The 22177-nt window shown below is 64.6% G+C and carries 23 protein-coding genes; 10 read left to right on the top strand and 13 right to left on the bottom strand.

Annotated elements, in window-relative coordinates:
• Window positions 1-51: 51 nt before the first annotated feature.
• Window positions 52-1239, bottom strand: a complete 1188-nt coding sequence (locus tag WN72_RS31300) for an acyltransferase family protein (RefSeq protein ID WP_027560240.1) — start codon at window positions 1237-1239, stop codon at window positions 52-54.
• Window positions 1240-1417: 178 nt separating this feature from the next.
• On the opposite strand from WN72_RS31300, the gene WN72_RS31295 reads away from it, so the two are divergent.
• Window positions 1418-1600, top strand: a complete 183-nt coding sequence (locus WN72_RS31295; protein WP_092213807.1) for a DUF1328 domain-containing protein — start codon at window positions 1418-1420, stop codon at window positions 1598-1600.
• Window positions 1601-1641: 41 nt separating this feature from the next.
• On the opposite strand, the gene WN72_RS31290 is transcribed toward WN72_RS31295, so the two are convergent.
• On the bottom strand, window positions 1642-2745 hold the full coding sequence (locus WN72_RS31290) for an alpha/beta fold hydrolase (protein WP_092213491.1): 1104 nt from the start codon (window positions 2743-2745) through the stop codon (window positions 1642-1644).
• 66 nt (window positions 2746-2811) lie between these two features.
• Entirely contained in the window at window positions 2812-3171 is a 360-nt protein-coding gene (locus WN72_RS31285; protein WP_027560237.1) for a DUF427 domain-containing protein, read from the bottom strand.
• A gap of 197 nt (window positions 3172-3368) precedes the next feature.
• Here WN72_RS31285 and WN72_RS31280 point away from each other — a divergent pair, with 197 nt between their 5' ends.
• Window positions 3369-3605 (top strand): BolA family protein, encoded by a 237-nt coding sequence (locus WN72_RS31280; protein WP_011088461.1) that lies wholly within the window; start codon window positions 3369-3371, stop codon window positions 3603-3605.
• A gap of 56 nt (window positions 3606-3661) precedes the next feature.
• Window positions 3662-4855, top strand: coding sequence for a low temperature requirement protein A (locus WN72_RS31275; protein ID WP_092213493.1), 1194 nt, complete (start codon window positions 3662-3664; stop codon window positions 4853-4855).
• Window positions 4856-5036: 181 nt separating this feature from the next.
• Here WN72_RS31275 and egtD read toward each other — a convergent pair whose 3' ends face one another.
• Window positions 5037-6008, bottom strand: a complete 972-nt coding sequence (gene egtD / locus WN72_RS31270) for an L-histidine N(alpha)-methyltransferase (protein WP_027560235.1) — start codon at window positions 6006-6008, stop codon at window positions 5037-5039.
• 49 nt (window positions 6009-6057) lie between these two features.
• Window positions 6058-7356, bottom strand: a complete 1299-nt coding sequence (egtB, locus tag WN72_RS31265; RefSeq protein WP_167380659.1) for an ergothioneine biosynthesis protein EgtB — start codon at window positions 7354-7356, stop codon at window positions 6058-6060.
• A 228-nt stretch (window positions 7357-7584) separates the two neighbouring features.
• Here egtB and grxD point away from each other — a divergent pair, with 228 nt between their 5' ends.
• From grxD to WN72_RS31245, 4 genes are read left to right on the top strand one after another with little or no spacing between them, the layout of a single operon-like run.
• On the top strand, window positions 7585-7911 hold the full coding sequence (gene grxD / locus WN72_RS31260; protein WP_027560233.1) for a Grx4 family monothiol glutaredoxin: 327 nt from the start codon (window positions 7585-7587) through the stop codon (window positions 7909-7911).
• Window positions 7912-7914: 3 nt separating this feature from the next.
• Window positions 7915-8466 (top strand): O-acetyl-ADP-ribose deacetylase, encoded by a 552-nt coding sequence (locus tag WN72_RS31255; protein WP_027560232.1) that lies wholly within the window; start codon window positions 7915-7917, stop codon window positions 8464-8466.
• A gap of 46 nt (window positions 8467-8512) precedes the next feature.
• Window positions 8513-9799 carry a serine hydrolase domain-containing protein gene (locus tag WN72_RS31250; RefSeq protein ID WP_167380660.1) on the top strand — a complete coding sequence of 429 codons (1287 nt, stop codon included), beginning with the start codon at window positions 8513-8515 and terminating at the stop codon, window positions 9797-9799.
• Window positions 9780-11063, top strand: coding sequence for a serine hydrolase domain-containing protein (locus tag WN72_RS31245; RefSeq protein WP_092213499.1), 1284 nt, complete (start codon window positions 9780-9782; stop codon window positions 11061-11063). The genes WN72_RS31250 and WN72_RS31245 overlap by 20 nt, the downstream gene beginning before the upstream one ends.
• A gap of 109 nt (window positions 11064-11172) precedes the next feature.
• On the opposite strand, the gene WN72_RS31240 is transcribed toward WN72_RS31245, so the two are convergent.
• From WN72_RS31240 to murI, 6 genes are all read right to left on the bottom strand, one after another.
• Window positions 11173-12240, bottom strand: a complete 1068-nt coding sequence (locus WN72_RS31240; protein WP_092213501.1) for a threonine aldolase family protein — start codon at window positions 12238-12240, stop codon at window positions 11173-11175.
• A gap of 89 nt (window positions 12241-12329) precedes the next feature.
• A complete protein-coding gene (gene rpsD, locus WN72_RS31235; protein WP_027560228.1) occupies window positions 12330-12947 on the bottom strand; it encodes a 30S ribosomal protein S4 in 618 nt (205 codons plus the stop codon).
• 296 nt (window positions 12948-13243) lie between these two features.
• The gene (locus WN72_RS31230; protein ID WP_092213503.1) at window positions 13244-14011 is read right to left on the bottom strand and encodes an acyltransferase; all 768 of its coding nucleotides are present in this window, start codon (window positions 14009-14011) and stop codon (window positions 13244-13246) included.
• Window positions 14012-14117: 106 nt separating this feature from the next.
• Window positions 14118-14501: a cupin domain-containing protein gene (locus WN72_RS31225; RefSeq protein ID WP_027560226.1), complete on the bottom strand. Its 384-nt coding sequence runs from the start codon at window positions 14499-14501 to the stop codon at window positions 14118-14120.
• A gap of 71 nt (window positions 14502-14572) precedes the next feature.
• Entirely contained in the window at window positions 14573-15346 is a 774-nt protein-coding gene (locus WN72_RS31220) for an HpcH/HpaI aldolase family protein (RefSeq protein ID WP_092213505.1), read from the bottom strand.
• A gap of 61 nt (window positions 15347-15407) precedes the next feature.
• Window positions 15408-16199: a glutamate racemase gene (gene murI, locus WN72_RS31215; protein ID WP_092213507.1), complete on the bottom strand. Its 792-nt coding sequence runs from the start codon at window positions 16197-16199 to the stop codon at window positions 15408-15410.
• A gap of 175 nt (window positions 16200-16374) precedes the next feature.
• On the opposite strand from murI, the gene WN72_RS31210 reads away from it, so the two are divergent.
• Both WN72_RS31210 and WN72_RS31205 read left to right on the top strand, forming a co-directional pair.
• Complete coding sequence (locus WN72_RS31210; RefSeq protein WP_027560223.1) at window positions 16375-16926, top strand: cytochrome b; 552 nt, start codon at window positions 16375-16377, stop codon at window positions 16924-16926.
• A 247-nt stretch (window positions 16927-17173) separates the two neighbouring features.
• Complete coding sequence (locus WN72_RS31205; RefSeq protein ID WP_092213509.1) at window positions 17174-17815, top strand: glutathione S-transferase family protein; 642 nt, start codon at window positions 17174-17176, stop codon at window positions 17813-17815.
• Between the two features lie 8 nt (window positions 17816-17823).
• Here the strand turns inward: WN72_RS31205 and WN72_RS31200 are convergent, their stop codons facing one another.
• Both WN72_RS31200 and WN72_RS31195 read right to left on the bottom strand, forming a co-directional pair.
• Window positions 17824-18630, bottom strand: coding sequence for a Crp/Fnr family transcriptional regulator (locus WN72_RS31200; RefSeq protein WP_092213511.1), 807 nt, complete (start codon window positions 18628-18630; stop codon window positions 17824-17826).
• Window positions 18631-18884: 254 nt separating this feature from the next.
• On the bottom strand, window positions 18885-19982 hold the full coding sequence (locus WN72_RS31195) for a SecDF P1 head subdomain-containing protein (RefSeq protein WP_092213811.1): 1098 nt from the start codon (window positions 19980-19982) through the stop codon (window positions 18885-18887).
• Between the two features lie 248 nt (window positions 19983-20230).
• Between WN72_RS31195 and WN72_RS31190 the strand changes: the two genes are divergently transcribed.
• On the top strand, window positions 20231-22138 hold the full coding sequence (locus tag WN72_RS31190; protein WP_027560219.1) for an acyl-CoA synthetase: 1908 nt from the start codon (window positions 20231-20233) through the stop codon (window positions 22136-22138).
• Window positions 22139-22177 lie beyond the last annotated feature (39 nt).

Genomic DNA, 22177 nt, shown 5'->3' with positions numbered 1-22177 from the left:
GAATCTCGAGATTCCGGGTCCGCGCTCTCGAGCGCCCCGGAATGACGTCGGTCACAACACGTGCGAGGCGCCTGGAATCTTCCGTAAGCCCGCCGTCAGGCCCCAGCTCAGGATCACCGTGAGCACGAAGCCGATCGCGGCCTTGACGATCGCGGGCAGCCCGTAGTCGTACAGCGCGTACTGGATCCACAGCGCGATCGGGTAGTGCACCAGGAACATGCCGTAGGCATCCGCCTGCATGCGGTCGAGCAGGGTCGGGCCCGGCGCCTTCGAATGCAGGAAGAAGGCGAGGATCGCGAGCAGGATCGAGGCCGAGAACAATACGAAGAACGTGCCGTAGAACACATGGTACCAGTGCGGCAGGTGACCGGGATTACCGAGGATCTCCCGCTTGATGTAGATCATGCACCACATCAGGCAGTAGGGGATCAGCGTAATGATCACCCATAGCCAGCGGCTCTTCGGCAGTTGCCCCTCGGCGCTCAGGATGCCGCGATCGAAATTCGCCGCGCCGACGCTGGCGCCGATGAAGAAATAGGCGAAGTAGAGCAGGATGCGGCTCGCCTGCACCGAGAACGGCCCGAACTCGAACCATTTGTTGGTACCGAAATAGACCAGCGCGGGCAGATAGACGATGACGCTCACGGCGGCGAGCATCAGCCAGAACACGGCGGGCTGCTCAAATCCGCGCAGCGAGACGCGGTTGCCGGGATCGACCAGATGCGCCGAGACCCGGTAGAGCAGGCTCGCGGTCAGGTCGAACGCCAGCAGCACCCACACGAACCAGATCGGGCCGCTCGGCCAGGGACCCACCGTGACCGTCTTCCACCAGAACGAAGCGAAGCTCAGCTCCGGATCCTGCCGCAGCGCGATCGCGTAATAGGCGAGCGGGATGACGGTGAGAGCCGCGATCACGAACGGCAGCCCGAGCCGCAGCAGGCGGTCGCGCAGGAAGACCGACGGCGCCTTGCGCGCAATGCCCGGCCAGGTGAACAGGCCGGACAGGAAGAAGAACATCGCCATGAAGAAGCTGTCGGTGGCGAGCACGACGACGTCGAAACCGATCCAGGACGCCGGATCGGTGTGACCAAAATGGGTGTAAGGAATGACGGCGTGGTGCAGCAGCACCACCAGCGTCAGGAAGGTGCGGGCGCGGTCGAGCGACAGGTTGCGCACCTTGGCCTTCGGCGCGGCATGCGCCTCTGCGCCGATCGTCGCGGAATGTGACATCGTGATCATGGCCGCCCTGCGTTCCTACCCCCCGACGACTGTGCCGCCGGGAACCCGATTCAGCAAGCGCCGTTTGTGCCGGGCCGCGGCAGTGCCAAGCCGTCAGGAACCAGTTCCGCACAGCGAAGTTAGGGTTGCCGGAAGCGTTGAGGGCCGCGAGCAAACGGCACCAGAGTTGGAGCTGCCGATGACGATCCTGAAATGGGCGCTGATCTTCTTACTTGTCTCGATCGTAGCCGGCGTGCTCGGCTTCACCGGCATCTCGGCCGCCTCCGCCGATATCGCCCGCTTCCTGTTCTATATCTTCGTCGTGATCTTCCTGGTGCTGCTGATCCTCGGGCTCACGATCTTCAGGGCGCAGCCGGGCTGACGCGACACCTGACAGGACGTGCCGGCCCTCAGGCCGGCCGTTCAATTTGGCACGAGAGGTCTGACGTAGGCGACCAGTTCCGCCAAGAACTCGTCGGGACGATCGAATGGAATGAAATGACCCCCGCCGCGCACCCGGACGAATTCCTTATGCGGAGCGATGATCTGATTGAAGAGCTGTTCGGCCGGCCCGCTCGGCGTGTTGTAGTCCGCATCGCCCTCAATGAAGACCACCGGGATCGGAAATGCGAGCCCCAGTGCGGCGACGTCGCGCTTGAACATGGGGCCTTCTCGTCCGCGCAGATATTTTGCGGAGAAGGTCATGCCTTTGCGCCAGTTGTACCAGTCGAGCAGCGAGAAATCCGGCATAAATGGGGGTGGGACGGGGCCCGCCAACTGGAAGCTCTCGATCGAGGGCAGCCCCAGTGACTTGCTCCATTTGTCTGCAACCAGTCGGTTCTGTGGCGTAATCTGAGGTCGCGCAACGATTGGCGCCAACTCCGCCAGGGCCTCGCTGTTGCTTGCGGACTGCGCCAACTCTTGCAGATGCGTGATCGCAAGTTCGAATGACTTCTCGAATGTCACCCTGCCGACCACCTGTCCCGTGCCGACATAGGCATAAAACAGATCCGGGCGCTGCTTGACGATGTGAATGCCCAGGAACGAGCCCCAGGAATGCCCGACCAGGACAATCTTGTCCTTGTGTAGATGGTTTCGCAGATACTCGACCAGCTCGATGCCGTCCTGCGTCATTCGCTCCAACGTCATGGTTGGCGCAAGCGCATCTCCAGCGGCGCCATAGGTGCGGCCGGCGCCGCGCTGGTCCCATTGGACAACGGTGAAATGCTTTTCCCAGGGGCGCCACCCCGACGAGATCGGCAAAGTGGAGCCTCCAGGCCCGCCGTGGACGAACAGGAGAACCGGGTTGTCCCGATCCTCGCCGCGGATCTGGATCCATTGCTTGATGCCGCCGATGTCGACGTATGCACCCTCCTGCACGCCGTTCGGCGAGCGGATCGCGAGAGTTTCGGCAGCAAGATGCTGACGATAGGCACGAACACCCAGCCCGGCAGCGGCCACGATAACGAGGACGCCGGCCAATCCCAGCAACGAGACCCCAATCAGTCTTGCGGCCTTGCGCGGCATCGCGTGCCTTGAGTCGACGCGGGGAGGCGATCCGTGTCGTCCCCCGGGGTCACAGCACCTATGAGCTTACCCCACTTCCTCGATCTTCACCTTGTCCGGATAGAAGGCGAGATGGCCGGAAATCTCGGTCATCGCGGGGTAGGGCGTCTCATAGGTCCAGATCGCGTTGTCCAGCGTCTCGCCGTTGGCCTTGACGCTGTAATAGCTCGCATCGCCCTTGTAGGGACAGTGCGTGACGCGGTTAGTGCGCTCCAGGAGCGCCATGTTGGCGTCCTCCCGCGGCACATATTGCACTGCCGGATATTTGGCCTCCTTCAGGGTCAGCGCCCTGCTGGTCTCGGCGATCACGATGTCGCCCGCCGTGACGCGGACGCGCCGGGGGTTTTGGGTGATGGTGATGGGGTGGTCGGGCCCTGGAAGCTTCATGATTTCACGCCTTTTCGATCAATCTGCCGCGCGCGGCACTTTGTCGTGCCTTTATCCTGATGGGATGAGGGATATAGTGCCGGAAAGCGTGACGCAGAAGCCCGTTCACGCTAAGTTTGTCCCTGCCGGCGAGGGGACCCCGGCAGCGATTCGACGGTGAGGCTTGATCCAAGCCGAGATTAAGGAGCTAGACCCGAATGCCCATGGACGCCCACGATATCGAGGCGATGATCAAGGCAGCAATCCCCGATGCCGAGGTGACCATCCGAGACCTCGCCGGCGATGGCGACCACTACGCCGCGACCGTGATCTCGGAATCTTTCCGCGGCAAGTCCCGCGTCCAGCAGCACCAGATCGTCTATCAGTCCCTGCGCGGCCAGATGGGCGGCGTGCTGCATGCGCTGGCGCTGCAGACCGGGGTGCCGGGGACTTGACCCGACTGGGCCTGATTGACGAGCACCTGATCTGACCAGCGCGACGGGGGACGACGATGGCTGCGGACAATCCGCGCGGCGCGATGTTTCGCGTCATCGTGCCGAACCAGCACAGCCGCGTCACCAATGCCGAGCTGTTCTTCGACCTCGTCTTCGTGTTTGCGATCACGCAGGTGTCGCACACGCTGCTGCACCATTTCACGCCGCTCGGCGCGGTCGAGGTCACGCTGCTGTTCCTCGCGGTGTGGTGGGTGTGGGTCTACACCGCCTGGGTCACCAACTGGCTCAATCCCGAGCTGACGCCGGTCCGCATCCTGCTCTTCCTGATGATGCTTGGCGGGCTCGTGCTGTCGACGACGATCCCGACCGCCTTCGAGGGGCGGGGCCTGTGGTTCGCGATCGCCTACGCGACCATGCAGGTCGGGCGCACCGCGTTCTGGATGTTCGCAACCCCGCGCCACCGCACTGCGGTGCGGCACAACGCGATCCGCATCCTGGTCTGGCTCTGCGGCTCCGCGGTCTTCTGGATCCTCGGTGGCCTCGCGCATGGGGAGCAGCGGCTGTGGTTCTGGATCGTGGCGCTCACGATCGAGTACGTCTCGCCGGCGGTCCGCTTCTGGGTGCCGAAGCTGGGCTTTTCGTCGGTCGAGGCCTGGGCCGTCGAGGGCGGCCACATGGCCGAACGCTGCGCCGGCTTCATCATCATCGCGCTCGGTGAAGCCATCGTCGTCAACGGCGCGACCTTTGCCGAGCTGGAGTGGACCGCGGACAATATCCTGGCCTTCGTTGCGGCGCTGGTCGGCAGCATCGCGATGTGGTGGGTCTATTTCCACAAGGGCGCCGAAGCCGGCTCAGAGCGCATCTCGAAATCTGCCGAATCCGGCCGCTTGGCGCGACTCGCCTATACCTATCTGCACATGCCGATCGTCGCCGGCATCATCCTGACCGCAGTCTCGGACGAGCTGGTGCTGAAGCATCCGACCGGCCATTCCGATCTGCGCACCATCGTGAGCACGATCGGCGGTCCCCTGCTGTTCCTGATCGGCACCATCCTGTTCAAGCACTCGATCCGCGGCTTCCTCCAGCTCTCGCACGGCATCGGCATCATCCTGCTGCTGGCGCTGTGGTGGTTCGCCGCCGACCTCTCGCCGCTCTGGCTGTCGGTCGCGACCAGCGTGATCATGATCGTGGTCGCGGTGTGGGAGTCGGTGTCGCTGGGGTCGACGGCGGAGGAGGCTGAGGAGCGTTAGAGCGCGGGCGGCCGGAGCGCACGCCTCGTCCTTCGAGACGACCGCTGCGCGGTCTCCTCAGGACGAGGCTAATCAGCATAGGTACCCGTTGAACCTGCTGCCCCGCACTCCGTCCTCATCCTGAGGAGCCCGCCGAAGGCGGGCGTCTCGAAGGATGCGCCGCAAGTGACGGCCGAAGCGTTTACTCCGCGACCTCGAGCGCGTGCACCGAGAACATCTTGGCCGCATCGGTCCAGCTCTCGCGCACGCGCCAGCCGGCGCCGTGCGCCAGCGCCGCGAAGCGCTCGATGCTGTATTTATAACTGTTCTCGGTGTGGATGCTCTCGCCCGGGCGGAAGGAGAAGCTGGTGCCGAGCAGGCGCACGGTCTGGCTCTTCTTGCTGATCAGGTGCATCTCGATGCGGTGCCGCTCGCGATTGTAGATCGCGCGGTGGGTGAAGGCGGAGAGATCGAAATTGCCGCCGAGCTCGCGGTTGATGCGCACGAGCACATTGAGGTTGAAACGCGCGGTGACACCAGCGGCGTCATTATAGGCATCGAAGAGCACGCGCTCGTCCTTCTCGAGATCGGCGCCGATGATCATCTGCGCACCCTTGCCCAGGATCTGGCGGGCACTCTTCAGGAAGGCCTGCGCCTCTTGCGGCTCGAAATTGCCGATGGTCGAGCCCGGGAAGAAGCCGACCTTGGGCATCGACGCGACAGCCTTGGGCAGTTCGAACGGCGTGGTGAAGTCGGCCGCGACGGGATAGATGCCGAGCGCTGGAAAATCCCGCTTCAAGCCGTTGGCCTGCGCCGTCAGGAAGTCGCCGGAGATGTCGACGGGGACATAGGCCGAGAACTTGCAATGGTTGAGCAGCAGGCGGACCTTCGTGGTCGCGCCGGCACCGAACTCGACCAGCGCCGCGTGCTCCGGAATGATTTTTGCGATCTCGCTGCCGCGCTCCCTCAGGATCGATAGCTCGGTGCGGGTCGGGTAATATTCCGGAAGCTTCGTGATCGCCTCGAACAGCTCCGAGCCGGTCGCGTCATAGAAATATTTCGGCGACAGCTTTTTCGGCTGCTGCGAGAGGTCCTCGATGGCCTCGCGAGCGAAAGCGGTGGTCTGTTCGTCGGGCAGATGGGCTTCAGCCAAAGCGCTGGCGTGCACATTCATGATACTCTCCTGAACGCGCTGTCCGGCGCGCATTGTCGTCGGATAAGAACTAGTCGTACTGGGCGAGCCGCAGGCCCGTGAACTGCCAGCGGTGGTGCGGATAGAAGAAGTTGCGATAGGTGATACGGCTGTGGCCCTCGGGAGTTGCAAGCGAGGAGCCGCGCAGCACCAGCTGATTGACCATGAACTTGCCGTTATATTCTCCGAGCGCGCCTTCGATGGCGCGGTAGCCGGGATAGGGCGAGTACGAAGAACGCGACCACTGCCAGACGATGCCGAAGGCGTCGTTGAGCTGGCCCGTGCGAGCCGCGACTTCCCATTCCATCTCGGTCGGCAGGTGCTTGCCGGCCCAGCGCGCGAAGGCATCGGCTTCGTAGTAGCTGATGTGGCAGACCGGCGCGTCCGGATCGACCGGCTTGAGCCCGGCGAGCGTCATCACCTGCCATCCGCCATCGACCTCGCGCCAATGGCCGGGCGCCTGCCAGTCTTCCTTGCTGGCCGCGGCAAAGCCGTCCATGAGCCACAGCGTTGCTTTCGCGTAGCCGCCGTCGCGCATGAAGGCGAGCCATTCGGCATTGGTGACGAGATTGCGGGCGATCCTGACCGGTCCGACGAGGGCCCGATGCGCCGGCTTCTCGTTGTCGAAATGAAAACTGTCGTGGACGTGGCCGACGGTGTGGATGCCTTCGTTCAGCGTCAGCCAGTCCTCGCTGCTGCCGGTCGCGGACGGGAAGCGCCAGTCCGGATCATAGGCCGGGTAGACGGGGTTCTGCGCGAAGGCGTGCAGGATGTCGGTGAACATCAATTCCTGATGCTGCTGCTCGTGGTTGAGCCCGACCTCGACCAGCGGCGCGACGGAGCGAAGCTTGTCCTCAGCGGCCTCGCGGAAGAATTTGACGACCGCCGCATCGACATAGCGGCGATAGGCGCCGACCTCGTCCGCGCTGGGACGTGTGATGTCGCCGCGATGATTACGGGCATGACGCGGGCCGGCGCTGACGTAATAGGAATTGAACAGGAAGGCGAAGTCGGGGTGGAAGGGCCGGTAGCCGGGGGCGTGCTCGCCGAGCAGAAACTGCTCCCAGAACCAGGTGGTATGAGCCCGGTGCCATTTCGCCGGGCTCGCATCCGGCATGGACTGGATCTGCTGGTCCTCAGGCGACAGCGGGGCGGCCCGGCGCTCGGTCTCGTTGCGGACGGCAAGATACGCGTCCTGGAGCCGCTGGGCGAGGTTGCCGGGGGCGGAGGACAGTGACGAAAGCGGGGCGGTGGCCGTGGCGGAGGCTGTTTTCGTCACGTTTTTCTCCAGACAGAACAAGAGAACGTTGTTGGCGTTGCCCGGTTCCAAAACCGAGGTTCGTCCTAGATGGGGCCTCCGTTACGGGATAAAAGTCCTCCCCGCCGTTAATATTAGTGTCATCAGCCTATCGGCCCGGGGCGGTCCCGGCCGGCCGTCGCCGCCATTTTACTTTGGATGCACAACGGTTTGGGCTACATATATAGGCAAGGATCGGGTTAGATCGGCTGAGCCGGCCCGAGGGAATCGTTGAGGGCTCCGCCCCAGAAGGACACGGATATGAGCATCGAGGAATTCATCGCCAACGAAGTGAAGTCGAACGACGTGGTTCTGTTCATGAAGGGCACGCCGCAATTTCCGCAGTGCGGTTTCTCCGGCCAGGTCGTCCAGATCCTCGACCACATCGGCGTCGGCTATAAGGGCCTCAACGTTCTCGAATCCGCCGAGCTGCGCAACGGCATCAAGGAATATTCGAACTGGCCGACCATCCCGCAGCTCTATGTGAAGGGCGAGTTCATCGGCGGCTGCGACATCGTCCGCGAGATGTTCCAGGCCGGCGAATTGCAGCAGCTCTTCACCGAAAAGGGCGTCGCTGTCGCGGCCTGAGGCGTGACCGCGCTGACGCGCCGGATTGGCGGCGCGGAGCTCGAGGTCATCGTTGCCGACATCACCACACTCGGCGTTGACGCCATCGTCAACGCCGCAAATTCGTCGCTCCTTGGCGGGGGCGGCGTCGATGGTGCGATCCATCGGGCGGCCGGGCCCGAGCTCGTCGCCGAATGCCGCATGCTCCACGGCTGCAAGACCGGCGATGCCAAGATCACCAAGGGCTACCGCCTCAAGGCCGCGCATGTGATCCACACCGTCGGGCCGGTCTGGAATGGCGGCACAATCGGCGAGGATGATTTGCTCGCCTCCTGCTATCGCCGTTCGATGGAGCTGTGCGGCAAGCACGAGCTGACCTCGGTGGCATTCCCCGCGATTTCGACTGGTATTTACCGCTTTCCGGCCGACCGGGCCGCGAAGATCGCGGTCCATACGACCATTGACGCCCTGCCGGCCGCGCCGCTGGTCGGCCGCGTCATATTCTGCTGTTTCTCGGAGGCGAGCGCCGCCCTCCATACGGACGTTTTGGCGCGCTACGCCAGCCCTTGTGCCTGATGGCGCGGCCGGTACACTCCGGCTGGCCATGTTCCGGGGAGGGGATATGATTTCAAAATCTGGATTGCGTGCGCTGGTTTGCAGCGCGCTGGTGTCGTTGAGTGCGACGTCGTTCGCGCGCGCCGAGGGCACTTACGAGATTCCGGCCGGCGCGCACTTCAACCAGGAGAAGCTCGGCAAGATCAGCGACTTCTTCAAGAACGAAGTTGCGACCGGCAAGATCGCCGGCGCAACCGTGCTGATCAAGCAGCACGGCAAGCCGGTCTATCACGAAGCCTTCGGCGTGCAGGATGTGGTCAGCAAAGCGCCGATCACCGACAAGACGATCTTCCGCCTGTTCTCGATGAGCAAGGCGATCACTTCGGTGGTCGCGATGAAAATGCTCGAGGACGGCAAGATCAAGCTTGACGATCCCGTCTCCAAGTACATCCCGTCCTTCGCCAATGTGAAGGTCGGCGTCGAGAAGAAGGCTGACGACGGTACCAAGTCGCTCGAGCTGGTGCCACCGAACCGCCCCATGACGGTGAAGGATCTGATGACGCATACTTCGGGCGTCACCTACGGATTCTATGGTGACAGCCTGGTCCGCAAGGCCTATCGCGATGCCAAGATCTATGACGGCGATTTCGACCTCGCCGAGTTCGCCGAGCGCATCGCCAAGCTGCCGCTGCACAATCAACCCGGCGCGCTCTGGCAATACGGCCATTCCACCGACATTCTGGCGCGCGTGATGGAAGTCGCGGCAGGCAAGCCGCTGCTCGATATCGAGCAGGAGACGCTGCTCGGTCCGCTCGGCATGGTCGATACCGGCTTTTTCGTCACCGCTCCCGAGAAGCAGAAGCTGCTGGCGCAGCCGGTGCCGAACGACAGCGATTTCCGGGTTGGCCGGATCAACGATCCGACCGTCGTCAAGAAGATCCTGTTCGCCAGCGGCGGCATGGTCACGACCATGGCCGATTATGAGCGCTTTGCGCGGATGCTGCTCAACGGCGGCAGTCTCGACGGCAAGACCATCCTCAAGCCCGAGACGTTCAAGCTGATGGTGACCGACCAGATCGGGCCGAAATCAGGCGTCGATCGCGACTATTTCTACTTCCCCGGCGATGGTTTCGGCTTCGGCCTTGGGCTCGCGGTCCGCACCGATCCCGGCAACGCAAAGCCGCCGCCGCCCGGCGATCTCGGGGAATTGAAGTGGGACGGCGCCTCCGGCTGCTATTTCGTGATCGACCCCAAGCAGGACATGTTCTTCGTCCTGCTCGAACAGACCCCCACCGAGCGCCAGCGCGTGCAGCGGACATTGAAGCAGTTGGTCTATGAAGCCATGGAGAATTGACAGGTTCGGGCGCCGCACGCTGATTGCGGCGCTCGTCCTTTTGTTGGGTGCAGTCGGTGCGCAGGCGGGCTCGGAGGGGCGCGGCGCGCACAATCTCTCGCCCGAACGTTTGGCAAAGGTCTCGGATTACATCCGGAGCGAGATCGCCGCCGGCACGTTTCCAGGCGCGATCCTGCTGCTCCAGCAGCATGGCAAGCCGGTCTATTACGAGAATTTCGGCGTCCGCGACGTTGCGACCGAGCTTTCGATGAGCGCGGACACGATCTTCCGTCTCTACTCGATGTCGAAGCCGATCACATCGGTTATGGCGATGATGCTGGTCGAGGAGGGCAAGCTCTCGCTCGATGATCCCGTCGCCAAGTACATTCCGGCCTTCGGCACGATGAAGGTCGGCGTCGAGACAAAGGCCGAGGACGGCAAGGTCTCGCTGGTGCTGGAGCCGGTGAATCGTCCGGTCACGATCAAGGATTTGATGCGCCACACCTCCGGGCTGCCTTACGGCTATGTCGGCGGCGGCATGGTGCGCGAGCTCTATGCCGAGGCCAATCTCTTCAACAGCAATCTCAGCAATGCCGAGTTCGCCGCGAAGATCGCCACGCTGCCGCTGGTCGAGCAGCCCGGCACGATGTGGGACTACGGCTATTCCACCGACGTGCTCGGCCGCGTCGTCGAGGTGGCGTCGGGGAAGACGCTGCTCCAGTTCGAGAAGGAGCGGCTGCTCGATCCGCTCGGCATGAGCGAGACCGCGTTCTTCGTCGCCGATCCCAAAAAGTTCGCGCGCATTGCCGAGCCGATGCCGGCGGATCGCAACATCAATCCGACGACGCAGGTGCGCGACATCAGGCTGCCGCTGAAATGGGAGTCGGGCGGCGGCGGCATGGTCGGCACGATCGGCGACTACGCCCGTTTCGCGCAGATGCTGCTGAACGGCGGCACGTATGACGGCCGCCGCTATCTCAAGCCAGAGACCATCGCGCTGATGGCGTCGGACCATATCGGGCCCGAGACCAGGATCGGGCACGACCGGAACTATTATCCCGGTGGGACGAGCGGCTTCGGCCTCGGCTTCGCCGTCCGTACTTCGGTGCCATCAGGCACCTCATGGCCGCTCGGCGAATATCGCTGGGACGGCGTCGGCGGCACGTTCTTCTTCATCGATCCCGAGGACGATCTGTTCGGGATCTTCATGGTGCAGACGCCGTCGCAGCGCGGCCGGATTCAGCTGGCGCTGAAGACGCTGATCTATCAGGCGATGGGGCGGTGAGCGCGAGGGTGCTGCCTTGTAGCCCCGGATAGAGCGAAGCGTAATCCGGGATTAGCGCCGACAGAAAGACTGCCCCGGATTTCGCTGCGCTCCATCCGGGCTACGGGACTCATGCACCGCGCACGATCTCGCGCACATACCCGATCGTCTCCTCGACCTGGCTCGCATTGACGTCGAGATGGGTGCAGGCGCGGATGCGGCCGTCCATCATCGCGAGCGTGACGCCGCGCTGGCGCAGCGCCGCGACCATCTTGTCGCCGGCAACGCCGGCGCCGTCCGGCCTGAAGAACACGAGATTGGTCTCGGGCTCCTGCACCTCGATGCCTGATATCTGCGACAGACCGCGGGCAAGCGCGCGCGCATTGGCGTGGTCGTCGGCGAGGCGGTCGACGTGATGGTCGAGCGCGTAGATGCAGGCGGCGGCGCAAACGCCGGCCTGCCGCATCGAGCCGCCGAGGCGCTGCTTCCACTGCCAGACCGCGTCGATGAAGGCGCGCGTGCCTGCGAGCACGCCGCCGATCGGCGCACCGAGGCCCTTGGAGAAATCGATCCAGGCCGAATCCCAGCCCGCGGTCATGTCGCGCGGGGAGATGCCGCTCGCGACGGTGGCGTTGAGGAGGCGCGCGCCGTCCATGTGGGTGACGAGGCCGTGCTGTTTCGCGATCGCGACGATCTCGTCGAGCGCGGCCTTCTTCCAGATCGTGCCGCCGCCGATATTGGCGGTCTGCTCGACGCTGACGACGGTCTGTGGCGGCTGGTAGCGTGTGCGCGGATGCAGCGCCTTGCGAAAGGTCTCCGGCGTGAACTGGCCGTCGGGCCCCTTGAGCTGCGTCACTTGAAAACCGCCGATCGCGGCATGCGCGCCGCCTTCGCGGGCGATGATGTGCGCGGTCTCATGCGCCAGAATCTCGTCGCCGGGACGGCAATGCACCAGCGTCGCGGTGACGTTGCACATTGTGCCCGAGGGCATGTAGACCGCCGCTTCCTTGCCGAGCAGATCCGCAACGCGCTCGCACAGCGCATTCACGGTCGGATCGTCGCCGACCTGCTCGTCACCGACCTCCGCCCGCGCCATCGCCTCGCGCATCGCAGCCGTCGGCTTGGTCTGCGTATCCGAGAGCAGATTGATGCGCACCGGCGGCGCCTTGGGATCGATCGGGGGAGGGGTGTAGAGCATGCGACGCCTCCTGAAGGCATAACGGCCACTGAAGTGTGGCTCTTAAGCAAAAAGGCCCCGGCGAACCGGGGCCTTTCGATATTCAGATCTTAGCGCGAATAGAATTCGACGACCAGATGCGGCTCCATCTGCACCGGGAACGGCACGTCGGAGAGGCCGGGGATGCGCACATACTTGGCGGTCATCTTGCCGTGGTCGACTTCGAGATAGTCGGGGACCTCGCGCTCGGGCAGCTGGCTGGCTTCGAGCACGTGGGTGAGCTGCTTTGAGGCTTCCTTGACCTCGATCACGTCGCCGACCTTGAGCTGGTAGCTCGAGATGTTGACCTTGCGGCCGTTCACCTTGACGTGGCCGTGGTTGATGAACTGGCGGGCAGCGAAGATCGTGGAGACGAACTTGGCGCGGTACACGACCGCGTCGAGACGACGCTCGAGGAGGCCGATCAGGTTCTCGCCGGTGTCACCCTTGAGGCGGCTCGCCTCGACATAGATGCCGTGGAACTGACGCTCGCTGATGTTGGCGTAGTAGCCCTTCAGCTTCTGCTTGGCGCGCAGCTGCACGCCGAAGTCCGAGAGCTTGCCCTTGCGGCGCTGGCCGTGCTGGCCGGGGCCGTATTCGCGGCGGTTAACGGGGCTCTTCGGGCGGCCCCAGATGTTCTGGCCCATACGGCGATCGATCTTGTACTTCGCCTCACTGCGCTTAGTCATCGCGTCCTCTTCGGTTGCATGGTTTGAGGAAACGCGCCCTCCTGTGTGACGGGATGATCCCGGCACCGACAGGTCCGATCCCCAAAGCTAGAGGGAGCCGACCACGGGTCGCGAAACGCTTCGCGGGCCGAAATCGGCCCGCGAGCAGGCGGCTTTTAGGGGAGTTCGGGGTTCGCTGTCAATTCTTTAGCCCGTCATTCCGGGGCGCTCGTAGAGCGAACTATGGTGCGCAATTGCGCACCTGGGAATCTCGAGGTTCCGGGTTCGGCTCTGCGAGCCGCCCCGGAACGACGTACCTATGTCCCGACCGCCCGGATCGGCTTTGGCCCGGCCGTCCGTAATTCGGCAGCGATTTCAGTGTTCAGGACCTGTTCCAGCCGGGTCAGGACCCGGGCGACGGGGGCCGCGTCGGTCACCCGGTGGTCCCAGCGGATCACGACATGGATGGTCTGGTCGCCCTCGACCACCCCATAGCTGACGATGAAGGGGCCGGGCGTGATCGGGTGGAGCTCGCCGCCGCCATAGGCGGCCACCGAGCTCACGGCGAAGCTGCCGAACCAGTTGCCGCGCTGCCGGCCGAAATTGAGGCCCACGGCCCAGCACAGCCGCCGCAATGGCAGCGGCAGGCGGGTGGCGCGCATGATCTTGCGGAACATCGGAACATCGTCGACCGGGGCCGTCTTGGCGCGCCGGATCTCGGCATCGACCGCCGCCAGCGTCATGGCCTCGGGAGCCGCGATCCGCTGCGGCATCACGCATTCCTCGCCGTCATCGGCCCGGGCGATCGCGACCGACGCTACGCTATGGGGGAGCTCGTAGAGCGTCGGCCAGGGCCATTTGGCGTAGACCGTGCGCAGGACCGGCTCGTCCCTGGCGACCACGGCAAAGGCTTTCACGAACATCGCGGCCCAGCCGGCGGGCGCCATCGCCCCCGCGCGGGCCTCCAGCAGCGGGCGGACATTGAGTGAACGGGAGAGCGAGACGAACGGCACGTCCATCGAGGCGTGCATGAGGTCGCAAATCAGGCGGCGGCGCAGCGAAATGGTCTTGGGCGTCCCGCGCATCGGCTCTTTCGGTTCCTGTGGATGAAAATTTGGGCAGCGAGCGGGGTCCCGCTCGCCGCCTGCTCTAGCACGAACCAACCCGCTCGGGAGCAGTCGGTTCGCCGCATCAGGGCGCCGGCGAGGCCAACGGCTTGGTCTTGTCGACGACGTAAACTCCAAGCACTTTCATGGACTTATCGCCATGAGCCTTGGCGTCGTGCACGACGCCGGCCGGGATCTGGTAGGAATCGCCGGCTTTCAGGGTCTTGTCCGGCTGACCATCGATGAGGAGGGTCAACTCGCCTTCGAGCACGTAGCCGGTCTCGATCCCCGGATGGGTATGGCGTCCGGCCGCGCCGCCCGCCGGGACTTCCGCGATCGCGGTGATGGTGTTGTAGCCGTCTGGAAATTCGACCTTCTGGAGCGGGGTGCGCTTGATGCCGGGCTGCTGGGCGAAGGCCGCAAAGGCAAGGCCTGCGAAGGACAGAGCGAGCAAAGTCTTCTTGAGCATGGTTGTTTTTCCTCCCTGGAGCCGCCGACCCTAGCAGCGCGGCAGTTCCCGGCAAGGTGGTAATCGGCTGCTCAGCGCCTGATCCCGTCGAACGCCGCCATGATGCCGCGCTGGAAGAGAGACCAGTCGAAGCCGAGCGCGATCGCGCGGTAGCCGCGGTCGATCAGCTCGTTGGCCTGGTCGGCGGTGCGGGCGACGCCGCCGATCGGCACGCCGCTTCTGAGGATGCCAGCTTCCGCGCGGGCGACCAGCTCCAGCAATTCTGGATCGTCCATCCGGCCGCGCTTGTTGATGGAGGTGGCGAGATCGCCGGGCCCGATCACGGCGACGTCGATGCCGGGCGTCGCCATGATCTCGTCGATGCGGTTGACGGCATCGACATGCTCGATGGTGACCATGCAGATCATCTCGTCGTCGGCAGAAGCCATATAATCAGGCATCGACTGGCCCCAGCGGAACGGTGCGTGGAATGGACCCCAGAGCCGATCGCCGCGCGGCGGGTAGCGTACGCTACGCACCGCCTTCTCGGCCTCGTCGCGATTGGTGATCATCGGGAAATTGATGCCGAAGGCGCCGATGTCCATCGGCGCTTTCGCAAGCCACGGCTCGTTCGCCGCAATCCGCACCAGGGGCGTGCACGGCGTGCCTGTCGTCGCCGCGATCATCGCATGCGCTTCGGTGAGGCCGATCGGGCCGTGCTCGAGATCGACGATGATCCAGTCGAGCGAGCGCGCCATGATCTGCACCATCTGCACACTGGGGATGGTCGCGATCGCGCCGAAGGCGGGACGGCCCTCGCTCCACAATTGGCGGAGGCGATTGAGCGGCTTTGCGGGGACCGGCATGGGATGACCTGCGCAGAGATGACGACGGCAAAGCCTAGCAGCGCGCCGTGTCTGCGAAAAGTCAGGCCACCGCGCGCCCGCCGAAGAACGGCGTCAAGGTTGCGGAAAGGCCATGCACGCGGTTCGAGGTGAAGATCATCTCGGCGCCGGACTGCGCGATGCCGCTGACGCTCGCGCCGAGAAGGTCGGAGACTCGGCGGGCAATGGCGGGGGCCGGGTCGATCCAGTCGACGGGCCAGGGCGCGAGCTTCTTCAGCCGGTCGAGCAACAGCGGGTAATGGGTGCATGCGAGCACGACCGTATCGGTGCGCGCGCCCGCCTCCGCGCCGACGAAGCAGGGCGCGAGCTCGGCGCGGATGGCGTCGTCACTGATCGGATGACCGCTCAGCTCGGCTTCGGCGAGCGAAGCGAGTTCGGGCGAGCCGACCAGCGTCACCTCGCAGCCTTGCGCGAAATCGCGGATCAGCGCCTTGGTGTATTCGCGCTTCACGGTGCCCTTGGTGCCGAGCACCGAGACGCGGCGGGTCTTCGACTGCGCGCAGGCCGGCTTGATCGCCGGCACGGTGCCGACGAAGGGCAGGGAATAAGCGGCGCGCAAATGCGATAGGACCAGGGTGGACGCCGTGTTGCAGGCGATGACGACGAGGTCAGGATCATGGGTGCCGATCAGCTCCCCCATCAGCGGCACGACGCGGGCGACGAGCTCGTCCTCGCTGTGGTGGCCGTAGGGGAAGAAGGCGTCGTCGGCGACGTAGACGTAATGCGCGTCCGGGCGCGCGGCCACGACCTCACGCAGCACCGTGAGCCCGCCAAGGCCGGAATCGAACACCAGGATCGTCGAGGAATTGGTCACAGCTTTACCCTAGCTCGCCATGGTTACCATTCGGTTTTTGGGGCGGTTTTGCGGCGGGCCGGCCCCGCCGGCAATTTGGAACGATTCAATTTCGCGTTTGCCGCATTGTCCCGCTATCAGGCAGCGATATTGCACTGCGGATCGGGGGCATATCCGCAAAATTCCGGGGGCTGACATGATCAGAAACACAAATGCCGGCTGGGGCAGCGTTTCCCGGTGGCTGCACTGGATCCTGGCGCTGGCCATCGTCGGCATGATCGGCTTCGGCTGGTGGATGAACCACATCCCGGCGCGGCCGGACCGCTTCTTCTATCGCTCGATCCATGCCGACATCGGCTATGTGATCCTGCTGCTCACGCTGCTGCGCCTGGTCTGGCGCGTCATCAACCCGACGCCGACACTGCCGGCCGACAGCCAGCCCTGGCAGAAGCTCGCCGCCCGCATCAGCCACGGCGCGCTCTATCTCGCCGTGATCGTCGTCATCATGCTCGGCTGGGCGCATTCCGGCGCGCACTCGCCGGACTATTCGGACTTCTTCGGCCTGTTTCACGTGCCGCAATTCACCACGCCGGATCGTACGGCGGCGAACGCCTATGAGGACCGCCACATCCTGTTTGCCTATGTGCTGCTCGCGCTGATCACGCTTCACGTGGTCGCCGCCCTCTGGCACCACTTCATCCGCCGCGACCGCGTCGTAGCGCGGATGGTGGCGGACGAGGCGAGGTAGGGCGGGCATAGTGTGTGCTCAATCCGTCATCCCTGCGCAACCGCGAAGCGGATGTCGCTGGAGGTGCGAGACGTGGGACGCAGAGCGTCCCATGGGGAGCCTCGAAGGATGAGCGGCCACCGCTGCAGCCGCGCAGAGAGAGCCGGGCCGTCGCCCTTCGAGGGCCGCTGAAGAAGCGGCCACCTCAGGGTGACGGTGATGCTATGATGTCGCGTCACGACTGATCCAACAGTCTCAGGAAGACCCCATGCTCACCGTCCATCATCTCGGCAAGTCGCAGTCCGAGCGCATCGTGTGGCTCTGCGAGGAGCTCGAACTTGCCTACGAGCTGAAGCGCTACACCCGCGATTCCGTCACCATGCTCGCGCCACCTGATTACAAGGCGCTGCACCCGATCGGAGCGGCGCCGGTCATTCATGATGGCGATCTCGTGCTCGCCGAATCCGGCGCCATCGTCGATTACATCATGGCCAAGCATGGCAACGGCCGTCTCGCGCTCCGCCCTGACGATCCCGACTTCGCGCAGTTCCTGTACTGGTTTCACTTCGCCAACGGCACGCTGCAGGCCGGCATGGGCCGGCTGATGATGCTGAACCGGCTCAAGCTTGCCGACGACAATCCGATGCTGGCCGCGACCAGGGCGCGGGTCGATCGCGCGTTCGATCTGGTCGATGCGCGCGTGCGCGATGCCGAATATCTGGCGGGCAAGGCCTTCACCGCCGCCGACATCATGATCGGCTTCTCGCTCACCACGATGCGCTACTTCCAGCCTTATGATCTCCAGCGCTGCCCGAACGTGGTCAAATATCTCGGCCGGGTCAGTGCGAGGCCGGCCTACCGGCGCGCGATGGAGAAGGGCGATCCGGGCATGGCGCTGCTCCTGAGCTGAGCGGCGGGTCAGGCGATCCTGTTGGTGGTGGTCGCCCGCGCGCTGGCCAGCTGCTTCTGCAAGCGATCGATGTTCTGCAGCAGGCGCTGGCTGGTCAGCACCAGGAAATAGTAGCCGAACTGCGGGTCCTGGAAATAGATCTCGAGCAGGCGGTCATAGGTGATCGTCAGCACCTGGCCGTCCTCGATGCATTCGATCGTTCCGGTGCGGCGGTTGTCCGGCGTGAGGAAGCCGAGCTCGCCCATCAGCGCGCCTGGCCCGATCTCGACGCTAATCTCCTTGACCAGGAACTTGCCGGTGACGGTGAGGAGCATCTCCTTGGCCGGATCGCCCAGCTTGAACAGCGTGTCGCCGCGGCGATATTTGCGCTCGGTCATGAACGGCTTCAGCCACTCGATCGACATGTCGCCTTCGGCGGCATGACGCGCTTTCTTGACCAGCTTGAGCATCTGCCGCAGGCGCAGGGCGTTGATCGGAAGCAGCAGCAGATACAGCAGGAACGTCGAGACGTTGGCGGAGAGCGCACCGAAAATGGCAAAGAACGCGCAGCCGATCATGTTGGCGACTCGCAGGGGCACCATCGTCCGCATCAAGAGGGTGGCGACGAAGAAGCCGGCGCCGACCGCGGCAAACAGATTGGCGAGCGTGATGTTGTGGACGAAGATCTCCAGCAGCCGGTTGAAGATCGCGTCGTAGGTGACGTTGTTGGGATCGAGGCCCATCTGGACCAGGATCTTCGCGATCCTGAGGTTATCCGTCGCCGCGTCGAGGATGCGGTCGAGGATCGACGAAATGTCTGCGCTGCCGGACGGCATGGTACTAACCCCGCGTAAGGCCTTCAGTCCTGGTCGGTATTCGCGACAGCTATAGCCGAAATCGAATGACGACCGCTTGAAATGAAGCCTTCGGTCGCCCTGCCGCAAGAGGCAAATTTTAGCCTGATCGGGCGTTTCGGCAATTGCCCCTTGGTTGGGCGTATTTGAAGTGCCCGTGATTCGGGAGCCGGAACGGGCGCCGGCGTGGTCGATCCTGGGCGCCTCGGCGAGGCGGGCGCGAGGCGATCTTGGCGTTACGGCTTGGCGGCGGGCTGCACGACCTGCTGCCCGACCAGGGCAAGGTGCCCCGGCAGCGCGCCGGCGCGCAGCAGCATGGCGACGCTGCTCGCTTCCTCCAGCGTGAAATTGCCGGAGATCTGGCCCGAGCCGCCGGTGATGGGCTCGCGGATCACGGGGGCGGAGATCACCTTGCCGTCGAGCACGATGGCGAAGGGCTTTCCGATGTTCTCCTCGGTGACGTGTGCGAAGCGGCGCGTGCCGCGGCCGTTGAAGCGGAACGAGGCGATCGGGTCCTTCGTGCCGCTGGCAAATCCCGGGCCGGCATAGCTGATGTCGTCGCCGTCAATCGCGCTGTCCTTGGCAACCAGATAGGGGCGCTTGTCCTTGAAACCGAGCAGGACTTCCGTGCCCGCCGGCGGCGTGCCCGATTGCGCCTGCTCTGCCGACATCGAGATGTCGACCATGCGGAAGCTGACCTTGACCTTCGTCGCGAAGATCGCGGTCACGTGCTCCGGTTCCATCATTCCCGGGATGAAGATGCGGATGCGGTCGGTCCCGTCGGGCTGGACGCTCGCGAGCGTGATGTCGGCGTCCTTGAGGCGCTGCTCGATCATGGCGACGGAATCCTCGACCAGCTCGCGCAGCCGTGCGGCGGAGGCGGCATCGGTCGGCGCGAGCCTGATCAGCCCGTCGCCGGCGTCGGTCACGGCGAGTGCATGCGACGGCAATCCTTCCGCGGCTGCGGCGAGCTTGCGCTTCAGCTCGTCGCGGCCCTTGGCATCGGCAATCTTCGCCTCGACCCCGCCATCGCGGATCGCGAGGCCGGAGAACGCGATCTTGCCCTCGCGCAGGATCTTGTAGACGTCGTCGCGCAAGTCCGTGACCACGCTCTCGCGCAGGCCGTCGGTGTCGACCTTGTAGACGATGCGCGAGCCGCCGAGCTTCTGCATCTTGTCGCCGACGAACGCGGCGATCCTGGTGCGCATCTTGTCGAACTGGCTGTCCTCGGCGAGCGCCGCGCGGGGCAGGGCGATCGCCGACGCCGTGATCATCGATGTCATGGCGAGCGCAGCGAACAGCCGGGCGATGCGGTCCCGCAGGGGCGTGGTCATGATCACCTCGAGTCTTGCGGCAGGACGCTGACAGACGAATCCAATGCTTGTTCTTGGTGCCCCGATCGGCAGCGAAGGTTCAAACGCCGTGAACCCGAGTGCTACGACCGTAGCCGCTAAGCCATGGACGAACGCCAAATCATCCATCATTCTGTCCGCGCTCGACCGGCCATCGGTCGAGGCTCCGCCTGAACCAAACGTCAAAAGACAGCGGGCGGGGACATGCATCTGAGGGAGGACGGAATTCCATGGCGGGCATCCACGCGCTCGATCGATTCATCGGCGACGACTACCCCGACTTTTTCACGGACGCAGAGGTTCGGGCTTTCGAGCAGGTCCCTTATGCCGATCGCGTCGCCGCCGCGAGCACCTATGATGCCGTCAGGCTCGGCGCGGCGCTCAATCCCGACGGTGCGGCGATCCAGTTCCTGCAAAATGCCGATCCGGCCGATACGCCGGTGGTGGTCACGTATCGCGATCTGATCGCACGCGTGACCCAGGCGGCCAACATGTTTCACGCGCTCGGCGTCGAAAAAGACGACGTCGTCAGCTTCATGCTGCCGCTGGTGCCCGATGCCTTCGTGACGCTGCTCGGTGCCGAGGCGGCCGGCATCGCCAATCCCGTCAATCCGCTGCTCGAGCCGCATCAGATCGCGGAAATCCTGGAAGCTGCGAACACCAAAGTCCTCGTGGCGCTCGGGCCGATGCCGGGCACCGACATCTGGCAGAAGGTCGAGCAGATCCGCCCGCAGCTCAAGCACCTCAAGGCGATCGTGCAGGTGTTCGGCGGCGGCGATCCCGACAAGGGCATCTTTGCGTTCAACGATCTGATCAAGCAGCAGCCCTCCGACCGGCTTGTCAGCGGGCGCAAGATTTCGGGCACCGACATCGCCGCCTATTTCCACACCGGCGGCACCACCGGCACGCCGAAGCTGGTGCGGCACACTCACGCCAACCAGGTCTATCAGGCCTGGGCGCTTAATCTTCTGCTGAAGGGGAAGCCCGGCGCCAATCTGCTGTTCGGCATGCCGCTGTTTCACGTCGGAGGATCGTTGACGCAGGTGCTGCTGATGCTGTCGAGCGGCGGCTCGCTGGTCGTGCTGTCGCCGAGCGGCTGGCGCAATCCGAATTCGGTCAAGAACATCTGGGGGCTGGTCGAGCGCTATAGGCCGGAGGCGCTGTCGAGCGTGCCGACGGTGCTCGCGGCAGCGCTCGGGGTGCCACCTGGCAATGCCGACATCTCCAGCCTGAAATATGCCGCCGGCGGCGGCTCCGCGATCCCCGTCGCGGTGGGCTCTGCGATCCAGGACAAGCTCAAGCTGCCGGTTGTCGAGGTCTACGGCATGACCGAGACCTCGAGCGTGCACACGCTCGCTTATCCGTCACGGCCGATCCGGCTCGGCTCGGTCGGCCTTCCCATGCCTTACGCGCGCGTGCGCATCGTGCAGCTGGATGCTGACGGCCACCTGATCCGCGACTGCAAGCCCGACGAGATCGGCGTCGTCATCATGGCCGGGCCCGGCGTGTTCGGCGGCTATCTCAACGACGAGCACAACAAGGGCGCCTTCGTCGACGAGGTCTGGGTCAATTCGGGCGATCTCGGGCGGCTCGATGCCGACGGCTATCTCTGGATCACCGGCCGCGCCAAGGATCTCGTGATCCGCGGCGGGCATAACATCGATCCGGCGCCGATCGAGGAGATCATGTTCCGCCATCCCGCCGTCGGCTTCGCCGCGGTGGTCGGACAGCCCGACGCCTATGCCGGCGAGCTTCCGGTGGGTTATGTGCAGCTGAAGCCGGGCGCGAGCGTCGAGCCGGGTGAGCTCGAGACTTGGGTGCGCGAGCGCACGCCTGAGCGTGCTGCCGTTCCGGTGCAGGTCATCCCGATCGATCCGATGCCGGTCACCGGCGTCGGCAAGGTGTTCAAGCCGCAGCTGCGCTGGGACGCGGCGCAACGCGTGTTCACCAAGGTGCTGACGCCGCTCACCGAGCGCGGCATCGACTGCAAGGTGAAGGTCGGCGCGCACGGCAGCCACGGCTCGATCGCGACCGTGACGCTCGCCGGGCTGCCGGCCGGCCAGCGCGAAATCGTCGCCGGCGAGGTGCACACGCTGCTCGCCCCATTCGTGATGCGGCACGAGGTGGTGCATACCTAGGTGAGGGCGCGCGCGGCGAGGCTTGCGCGCCTCGCCGCA

This window comes from Bradyrhizobium arachidis (genome assembly GCF_015291705.1).
Taxonomy (GTDB): Bacteria; Pseudomonadota; Alphaproteobacteria; order Rhizobiales; family Xanthobacteraceae; genus Bradyrhizobium; species Bradyrhizobium arachidis.
The sequence above is the reverse complement of the archived record's forward strand: the minus strand, read 5'-3'. Positions and strand labels throughout refer to the sequence as shown.